The organism is Piscirickettsia litoralis, from assembly GCF_001720395.1.
GTDB classification, from domain to species: Bacteria; Pseudomonadota; Gammaproteobacteria; order Piscirickettsiales; family Piscirickettsiaceae; genus Piscirickettsia; species Piscirickettsia litoralis.
This window is the reverse complement of sequence record NZ_MDTU01000001.1, coordinates 90,330-100,139: the sequence shown is the minus strand read 5'-3', so window position 1 is coordinate 100,139 and position 9,810 is coordinate 90,330. Positions and strand designations below refer to the sequence as shown.

General features: G+C 39.1%; 7 protein-coding genes and 1 pseudogene. 6 read left to right on the top strand and 2 right to left on the bottom strand.

Annotation, left to right across the window (positions count from 1 at the left end; all coding sequences use genetic code 11):
- Positions 1-38 precede the first annotated feature (38 nt).
- The 4 genes from BGC07_RS21335 (at position 39) to BGC07_RS00450 (ending at position 4,854) form a co-directional block, all read left to right on the top strand.
- The gene (locus BGC07_RS21335; RefSeq protein ID WP_069311537.1) at positions 39-674 is read left to right on the top strand and encodes a glutathione S-transferase N-terminal domain-containing protein; all 636 of its coding nucleotides are present in this window, start codon (positions 39-41) and stop codon (positions 672-674) included.
- 214 nt (positions 675-888) lie between these two features.
- Entirely contained in the window at positions 889-1,281 is a 393-nt protein-coding gene (locus BGC07_RS00460) for a hypothetical protein (protein ID WP_069311536.1), read from the top strand.
- Positions 1,282-1,288: 7 nt separating this feature from the next.
- Positions 1,289-4,147 carry a methyl-accepting chemotaxis protein gene (locus tag BGC07_RS00455; protein WP_069311535.1) on the top strand — a complete coding sequence of 953 codons (2,859 nt, stop codon included), beginning with the start codon at positions 1,289-1,291 and terminating at the stop codon, positions 4,145-4,147.
- Between the two features lie 233 nt (positions 4,148-4,380).
- Positions 4,381-4,854, top strand: coding sequence for a WbuC family cupin fold metalloprotein (locus BGC07_RS00450; protein ID WP_069311534.1), 474 nt, complete (start codon positions 4,381-4,383; stop codon positions 4,852-4,854).
- A 67-nt stretch (positions 4,855-4,921) separates the two neighbouring features.
- Here the strand turns inward: BGC07_RS00450 and BGC07_RS00445 are convergent, their stop codons facing one another.
- Positions 4,922-8,119 carry a glycoside hydrolase family 9 protein gene (locus tag BGC07_RS00445; RefSeq protein WP_069311533.1) on the bottom strand — a complete coding sequence of 1,066 codons (3,198 nt, stop codon included), beginning with the start codon at positions 8,117-8,119 and terminating at the stop codon, positions 4,922-4,924.
- Positions 8,082-8,564: a glycoside hydrolase family 9 protein gene (locus BGC07_RS00440; protein WP_069311532.1), complete on the bottom strand. Its 483-nt coding sequence runs from the start codon at positions 8,562-8,564 to the stop codon at positions 8,082-8,084. The genes BGC07_RS00445 and BGC07_RS00440 overlap by 38 nt, the downstream gene beginning before the upstream one ends.
- Before the next feature lie 512 nt (positions 8,565-9,076).
- Between BGC07_RS00440 and BGC07_RS00435 the strand changes: the two genes are divergently transcribed.
- Together BGC07_RS00435 and BGC07_RS00430 are read left to right on the top strand one after the other, a co-directional pair.
- The gene (locus BGC07_RS00435; RefSeq protein WP_069311531.1) at positions 9,077-9,499 is read left to right on the top strand and encodes a response regulator; all 423 of its coding nucleotides are present in this window, start codon (positions 9,077-9,079) and stop codon (positions 9,497-9,499) included.
- A gap of 109 nt (positions 9,500-9,608) precedes the next feature.
- Positions 9,609-9,810: pseudogene (locus BGC07_RS00430) on the top strand (IS982 family transposase); the annotation flags it as partial.

The following is a 9,810-nucleotide window of genomic DNA, read 5'->3' as shown; positions in this document are numbered from 1 at the left end:
CATATTTTAATAGACAAAGAAAGCAAAGATGTCCATAAATACCCCCCATTCTTTATAGCTTTAGACGCTGCCCCTTTGCGATACGCGCCCGCTTAGCCTTACACATTGCAGGGGTCACTGTAGAACTCAGGGAAGTAAGTTTGAAAAATAAGCCTCAAACCCTATTAGAGCTTTCTCCCAAAGGCACCGTTCCTGTTTTACAGCTTGAAAATGGCCTTGTTATTGATGAGAGCCTAGACATTATGACCTGGGCACTGCAACAAAGAGACCCAGAAAGCCTATTAAATTACTCTCCAGAGCAAAATCAGCGAGCAGAGCATTTTCTGGCACAGGTCCCCCAACTAAATAGTTACATTCGTCGCTATAAATTCATTAATCACCACCCCGAAACCAGTGAAGCACAAGCGAAAACAGCCCTTCTCAAGTTTCTCACCCAATACGAACACGCTCTAGCAACCCACCCTTATCTTACAGGGCCAACAAGCAAGCTCGTTGACTATGCCCTCTTCCCTTTCATCCGTCAACTGATGCGCCATGATAGCCAATGGTTGATTGACATTAATTACCAGCACCTAATAAGCTGGTACAAACACTTTGAGCAAACTCATTATTTCACAACAATCATGAAAAAATTTAACCCTTGGCAACCTGGCAATAAGGCTGTTTATTTGTAAATCATAAACATTGATCATAAAAAACAACCCCATAGCTCAACGAAAATATTGATATTATAAATACATGTAGTTTTCACAAATAAAAAACAAGAAAAACACGAAATTAGGCACGCTGATTTTTCCCTCATCCTCCTATAATTACACTTAAACAAATGAAGCGAGCAGTCCATACTGCGCAGCAAAAGTGCTATCTGAGCACTTCTTGGAGTGTATAATGAAACTTAAAGCCAACCCATTTAATAAAGTAAGCTTAAAATGGAAATTTGCTTCAATATCTCTTATATTTTCTATTTTTCTTCTCGCCGTAAGCTCATTTGTTACTTTTGAACTCAATGAAATACACCTTGATACTGTACAAGTCACTCAGGAATACACGCCAAGGGCAGAACAAGTTGGTCAATTATCCCAAGCTATTTTGGCCAGAAAACAAACTCTTTCTGAATATTTGCGCTTTGGTCAACAAGAAAAAGTTAATAAAATTGAGAAACAAAATAAAAACATCTACTCAAGAATATCAGACGTAGAAAACTATAAACTTAATAATGAAGAAAAACTACTAGTAGAAGACATTAAAAAATTTAAACAAAGAATATATATCAATATTTAAAAACAAAGTGGCCAAGTCTACAAAAGAATATCAAGGGCATACAAATAGAGTCGTCAATATCATTAGCCCTGAGGTTGAAAAAAATCTCTCTAGTGTCGCCGAAATAGCCTCAACAAATGAAAATTTTAAAGCGGCCAACCAGACGATTTACACTCTTTCTAAATTTGAGTCTTCTCGTGTTTATCTCGGTCAATACCTGACAACAAATAAAAAGTCAGAATTTGAGCGTTTTAATCATGGAATCGTGAAGACGAAGAGTGGTATTGCAAATCTTCAACAAGTGGTTACTGATGAAAAGTCAAAAGCGATTGTAAGCTCAATAGGAAAAAGCATTGCTGAACTAAGTACTCTTGGGCAAGCTATTCAAAAGTCAATCAGCACGATTAATGAATCCTCTAAAAGCCTTACAGGCCTCTCCGCCAAAATGATTAAAGATACAACAAAACTACAAGATAATGTTTGGCAAGGCTTGAATGCAAGGGGTGAGCATATAGAGTCAGCAATCTCATTAACAAATACCCTAACATGGATAATTACCGCAGTTGCCGTATCACTGGGCCTAATCGTTTCTTTCTTAATTACAAGGAAAATTGGCAATGCAATTAGCCATATTGTTAGTCTTTCTGGTCGCATCGCCGAAGGTCACATGAATGATAACATCGAAGTAAAAACACAAGATGAATTAGGAAATTTGCTAAAAAGCTTCAAAACGATGCAAAGCAACCTTAAAAATAAAATGGCAGAAGAAAAAGAAAAATATCTGGAAGGTTTGCGCATAAAGGTAGCATTAGACTCTGTCAATCAAAATGTTATGCTTGCCGATAAAGACTACAATATTATCTATCTTAATGATTCTTTAAAACAAATGCTCAGCGATAACGAAGAGCAAATTCAAAAACAAGTCAAAGCATTTGACGCTCAAAATATCATCGGCACAAATATTGATACTTTCCATAAAAACCCAGCCCACCAACGTAAAATGCTCGATGAGCTTACCGAACCTTACTCGACCACACTTGTCATTGGTGACTTACATCTTGCTATTGCAGCAACCCCGATTTTTGATGAAGACAACCAAAGAACAGGAACCGTCACTGAATGGGAAGATGTTACTGAATCTATTTTACAAAAACAAAAAGAAGAACAACAAGCTCAAGAAATGAAAGCACAGTCAGAAGAAAATGGCCGCATCAAAGTGGCATTAGACCGTGTCAACCAAAATGTTATGATGGCAGATAAAGACCTCAATATTATTTATATCAATGATTCTTTGCAAACAATGCTCAGTGATAATGAAGAGCAAATCAAAAAATATGTGGGCAAGTTTGATGCAAATAATTTAATAGGACAGTGTATTGATATCTTCCATAAAAACCCAGCTCATCAGCGAAAAATCCTTGATGAACTAACAGCGCCTTATGAAGCAAAGCTACAACTAGGCGATATTTATATTGACCTCACGGCAAGCCCAATTTTTGACGAGCATGGTGAGCGCATAGGCACGGTGACCGAATGGAATAATGTCTCCGAAGAACGTCGCATCGAAAAAGAAGTCAATGATATTATCCACTCTGTATCAGAAGGTAATTTAAATTCAAAAGTAGAAACTGAAGGCAAAGATGGGTTTTATCTCAACCTTGCAGAAGGTCTTAATAAGATCACAGATATCAATCGCCGAGTACTCGACGAGACAACAACCGTCATGCAGTCGCTCTCACAAGGCAACCTTAATACACGTATGGAAGGTGACTATCAAGGCAGCTTTGCAGAGTTAAAGCAATACATTAATAACACGGTAGGCCATTTAACAAATGCAATTGGCGATACGGTCTCTGTCTTGGGTGCAGTCAGCAAGGGTGATCTCACCCGCCGTATTCATGGCAGTTATGATGGTATATTTAATGATTTACAAAGCTACGTTAACCAAACCTCAGAACGATTGACAGACATCATCGAGCAGATTCGCTCAGGTAGTCAAAATGTCTCTAAAGCCGCTGGAGAAGTTGCAACTGGCAATAACAGCTTGAATCAACGCACACAAGAACAAGCTACTGCACTTGAAGAGACATCAGCAAGTATGGAAGAAATTTCCTCAATGGTCACACAAACCTCCAAGCAGTCTGACCAAGCCAATGAACTCTCTAAACAAGCTAAAAAATGTGCTGAAAATGGGGGACAGGTTGTCACTACAGCGATCAATGCGATGGAAACAATCGAATCTAGCAGCAAAGAAATATCAGCCATCATCAACGTCATCGATGATATCGCCTTTCAAACAAACCTACTTGCATTAAATGCTGCTGTAGAGGCTGCTCGTGCCGGAGAACAAGGCCGAGGTTTCGCCGTTGTTGCCTCTGAGGTTCGCAATCTTGCTCAACGCAGCGCATCCTCTGCAAAAGAGATCAAAGAGCTAATTAATGCCAGTGTCAATAAAATTGAAGATGGCGCTAAACTCGTTATTGAAACCGGAAAATCACTTGATGAGATTGTGCAAGTGATTCAAGACGTCTCTAAAAATGTCGGCGAAATTAATAACGCAAGTCAAGAACAAGCTGCAGGCGTGAAAGAAGTTAATCGTGCTGTGATTGATATGGACCAAAAAACGCAGGCGAATAATAGCTTGGTTAAACAAATGACGCAGCTTGGTGAAGATATGGACCAGCAAGCAAACCAACTATTAAGTTCAATTTCCTTCTTCCATACAGATACAAACACCGAGGTAGAAGATAACTCTCAACACCAAAACTCTAGGCATGAGGTAACGACAGATAAAGCTCACACTCAACTCAATGAAGAAAGCAGCAATAATCAGCAAAAGGATGCTGTAGAGCCCAATCAAGACCAAGCTAAGTGGGAAAATTTTTAACTAAGAAGAGTAAGTCTAAACCCTAGCCTCAAAAGCAGTTGCCATATCATATTGATATGGCAGCCCTTTTTTAAGGGACTAGATAAGGCTTTAGTTGGTATTGCATCGAATTAAAAGTGAAAATTTGTGCACAAAGCAATAATTTAAAAAAGTTTCCCAACCACCTCAAATTTCGTTTAAGCTAGCGATCTAAGTACACGTAATCAACACAGCATAAACGAAGAGAAAATGCCATGAACACGACCATAGACCAAGACCTTCTGCAATCTTTATCAGCAAAAGCAGCTTCCTTACCCCGAAAACGGATTAACCTCAATTTTCATACAGATGACCACGCACCCTGCCACCGCCTATTAATCGCAATCGAACCCAACAGCTACGTCCGCCCTCATTGTCATGCCGACCACAATAAAGATGAAACGATGCTGGTGCTTCAAGGCCGCTTAGGTCTAATTTACTTCGATCAAGATGGTACGGTCACCAAAACTTTCGTCCTAAGCCCTAATGAAACCATCGGAACAACGATTCCCCACGGTCAATTGCACAGCGTCATTGCTTTAGAAGCGGGTACTGTCTTTTTTGAGAGTAAAGCAGGCCCTTATCAACCTCCGCAAAAAAATGAAATATCCACGTTTGCTCCTGCTGAAAATACACCAAAAGCCACAGACTATCTTCAAAAGTTATATCAGCTCTTTGAAGTTGAGTAAGCAACAAGCAAAGAGAAGCCAGCTCTGTGTTAATAATTATTTTACATCGCTGGCTTCTCATTTTTGTCTAGGAGTTACTAGATTGGATCCGACATGGCTCTTCATTTAATAAAATACCCTCCGGCACTTCAGCCGCTCCTTGCCCCTGAAAACCAAAGCTCACTGTACCTTGAGCTGGAATTTGGCTATTATAAAGCTCATTTTTAAGAGTCACTCGACCTGCTTTCATCTCACCTCGCGCATTCCAAATATTAATTAACTGGCTGTTATAATCCCAAGTTAATTGCCAACCATTGATTAATTCTGATCCGATATTTTTAATGGTAATATCAGCCACAAAACCATTTTGCCACTGATCTTTTATTTTAAAATCAACTTCACAATTGACTAAAAAATCATCGCTCGCCTTAGCAATTAATCTAATTGTTTGTACAGTACGAGCACCTTGTTTATCTTTTGCACTTAAAGATAAATTCGCGGAGCTATTTGCTAGAGTATTCGCTGGAAACTGTACAGCGAGCTGGCTAAACTCTGATAATGTTAAACTTTGACCTGAAAATACTTTTTTACCTGCAGCAAATACAGTAACGCCTTCAGAAACAGAGACTAAATTTAGATCTAAAACCCCACCTTCAGGGTCTTCTGGTAAAGTTAAATGAAGAGGAACAATATCATTAATCGCGGCCTGAATTATTTTATTTTCCCCCATTAAAGGAGCTCGGTTTTTATAACTTAGCCCTATTTGCTGGCACGGCTGCCCATTAAGTAAATATGCTTGCGGCACTTGAAAATGTCCAACCCCTTGAAAACCAAAGCTAATAAAATTATTCACCTGAATCGCTTGATTATAAGGCTTGCCACTCACCGATGATACTCCACCCTGCGTCGCAATATCTGCATTCCAGATATTACTCACTTGGTAATTTTTAGTTTTAAAGTCAAGCTGCCAGTCATTAACCACTAAGTTTGAATTATTATAAACGGTCAGCTTTGCAACAAAGCCATTTTCCCACTCATTAAGCTCTGTTTTCACCGTACACTGCTGCAAGTCTTGCTCTTTTGTTGTAAGCTGCACCGTTAAGATCGCACTGCCACCACGAGCATCCTGAGCGATTAATTCAAGTGTTTCAACCAAATTGATAGGAGTCCCTATAGGGTAACTAATATTTAAAGCAGATAACTCGGCAATTGAAAGAGTTTGCCCTTGTCGTATTACCATACCCAAAGCCGTCAGCTGCCCATGTTCGGGCAAGCGAGAAACTGTGATTGTCAGTGCATCGTGATTACTGTCTGTAGGCTGCGGTAAATTCAAGGCAATTTCTTGATCATATTGTTGATTGTAAATTGCAATGGTTTTATTCGGTCCAAAAATAGGGGCTTCATTTTCAACTAATAACCGAATGCGTTGCGTGCTGATATTTCCAGCGCTATCCACCGCCTGATAACTAAATTCATCATTCGTTAAATTACTTCCTAAGTAACTTACCGTCAATTGAGTTAACTCATTTACTGCTATTTTCTGACCAGAATGAACCACCTGACCAGTACTATTAGCAATCACAGAAGCTCCTACAGGCACTTTAGTAATCACAACCTCTACTTCACCACCTTCAGGGTCTATAGGTGCACTAATCGCCAAAGCCGTTGGCACACTGGGTTGATCAATGGTAATGGATTTATCTTCATCAATAATAGGAGCTTGGTTAACAGGTGCAGAATCAGGAGCGAGCCCAAAGACTCGAATATTTCCCTCATAAACTGGAATATAATGGGTTAGATGACGACCATCTTGAGTTAACTCTCCATCAATAACCTCACGAAATGACCAATCATTTTGATAATTCATACTTATTCCTAGCTCAGCAGGAATACTTAGGCGAAACTGTACTTCACGACGGTGAGACTCTTGTGTTCCCGGTGCAATCGCCTCTCCAGAAAAGTCAATTTCTATAAAATAAATGGCTTTTTCTTTATCAAACACCTGCAATGCAGAGACCTGAGCGCCTTGATTAAAAGCAGTTGTTATTGCTATATTCTCTGGGGTTAAACCGGCATTTATTTCTTCTTTTAAATTTATAAAATAGCGAAAACTTAAATTGTCTGTTATACGCGCAGGCCAAGCTGTTTTGTTACGTAATAATGCACTAATTTCAATGAAATTTACTCCTTGGGCATTCACTTTCGCCTCTAATGCAAATTCGTCATCACGCACTGCATTTTCTGGGAAATTATCCAAGGGCCTTCCACCAAACTCCATGACCATACGGGCAAGCGCACCAGAAAATCCTGCATTATAATCAAGGGCGACCTCGTTACGGATATAATCATTGCGATTATCAATATAATCCATATCATCTGTACTGCCTGGCCCACCGACTAACGCACCATATAAAGTATGCCGAGAAGGGTTAGGGATAGAAAGCGGCGACCCACCCAGCCAAGTTCCATGTGCCGTACGATGGTGGGGGTTTTTCGGTGGGTTATTACCAAACCCGACAACATAACTGCTTTGGCGAGAGTTATCACCTAGCATATAGTTAATCTGACGCTTAGCAAAACGTTGATAACTTGTAACCAAATCTTCTTTAATATTATTTTTAGCCAGATAGTCCGCATAAATAAAGGCAATTAGCGCTGTATTTGCCGAATATCGCAAAGAACCCCACTGGTCTAACCAAACTAAACCACCAGAAGTACGACGTACACAATCCGTGGTTTGTGTGCAGGCCCAACGATTTAACCAATTTTCTGCATGATGCTGATACTGCTCTTTTCCAGTTAATGTTGCTAATAATACATAGCTCCCATAACTTTTATCATCCCAAGCATGTGTCCAGGCCGTGCGACCTTGTATGCCATTATGATCTTCATCAAGAAGGTTATTATAGTTATTTTCAGCATAAGTTAAATAATGAGCCTCTCCTGTTGCTTTATAAAGCCATAACGCAGCCCACACCAACTCATCTTCGTAGCCACTCCAAGAGCGATAAAACTGCGCAGCATCACGAATACTATCTGAATATTTCCCTCGGTATTGGTTTGCAAAATCGAATAATTCTTTAGCATGACGAAGCAGCTCTTTTTGTTCTGCATAAACCGCATAATCACCACCAGCACGCTTTAACACTAAATACATTGATGCTAAAGCCGCTGCAGTTTCCGCGGCAAGGTCAGACCCTGGATTTTCAGTATTAATCCGATAGGCAGGTCTGGCCATCTGCATAACCTCAGCCGCTCCCCAAAAAGCTATGATCAAGTTGACCATCACCCACCTGACCATAAAACACATTAGGGCTTGGATGAGCTTTTATAATATAGTCAATCGCCCATTTAAAATTATCCAATAAGAAGGGCAATTGCTGACTTTGTTCATAACCTTCATAGTGTTCTAGCGCCCCCCAAGCCAGTAAACTAAAGGTCGCTGCCATAGGAAAACCAAATTTAACATGGTCTCCAGCATCATAAAACCCACCTGATAAGTCAATATTTTGATCACTACCATCTTGCAATGCCGAATGCCCGCGCCATTCAACTCGATTTAATCCAGGTGCTTTTCCACGTACAGGCAATAATCCTGAGCGCTGTGCATCATAAAAATAAATAGACTTTTGCAAAGCTTCTGCATAGTTAAAGCCATTTGCTACCACTTCTTGCTTATACACAAAACCACTCGCTAACAATAGTGATAGCCATAGAACTCTTTTTTTCATCAAGCAATCTCAATAAAATAATATCCTTGTTATTGAATCAATAGTTCACTTAAATTAAAAAAAATTAAGAATATTTAAATTACTTACTTCCTAAATTTACCAACAATTAACATAAAAATTTATCAACTCTAACAGCAAAAAGACAGATGTATACTTTACTTTAAAATAAGACTAATAATAATTACTCTCGAAAAAATATCCCTAACCATATATAAAATATTCCTGACTCAGCCCTTCACTACCATCAACACCTTATTCAGAAAAAATTTAGAAAAACAATTTTACTGGATCGGTTATCTCAGTACTGGCAGTGTACACCACGACCAAAATACTGAACTGAGTAGGTAATGAAGATAATCATCTACAACAACCTGCCTCTAACTTCAAAACTTCGAATTCAGGTTGCAATATTCTTTGCTATATCATTCTAATAAACTGAGATTAGAAGTTGCAGTTAACTACATAGTCCCCCCATACTTAAAGGAGTTAAAATAAAACGGAAGGGTAAGATCTTGGAAATCTCTATTATTTTAGCGGAAGATAATGAGTCTGATGCAAAACTATTAATACAAGCCTTAACTAAAAAGTGCATGGCAACCCTTAAAATTAAGCATGCCTTTAACGGTGAAGAAGCATTAAAAGTTATGTTGGCAGATCATCCGGTGGATTTACTCATTACAAATTTGTATATGCCAAGGATGGGGGGGCGACAATTACTGCGCGATATGCGTGATCACTTACAATTTAGAAAGCTACCTGCGATTGTATTAACAAACTCAGACTATAATCGTGATATGGAATATTGCATGAAACTGCAAGTCAATAGCTACCTTTTAAAGCCCTTTGACTTAGCAGAGTTAAATCGCGTGATTGAGATTATCAATCAGATCATTGAAGATATTCTAGCGGATAAGTCTTTAAAGGATTGTGGTTAATCGCTTTAATATATAACGTGAGTTCGATATAAGGCTCTATTGAAAAAGCAGCTCGTTTGCAATTAATATTTAGGTTCTCATAATCTAAATCCACTGCAAGGAGCTGCTTATGGATACCAGCTTAATCGGTTTGTTTTGTATTGTCGATGACTTTTGTCAGGTTTTCTTGCCTCACTGGAAAGCCTCATTACTTGAACACCAAGATAAGCAGCGCAATAAGCCAAGCCGCATGTCGACCAGCGAAATAATGACCCTCATGATTTATTTTCATCAATCCCACTATCGCAACTTCAAGCATTACTATCAAAGAG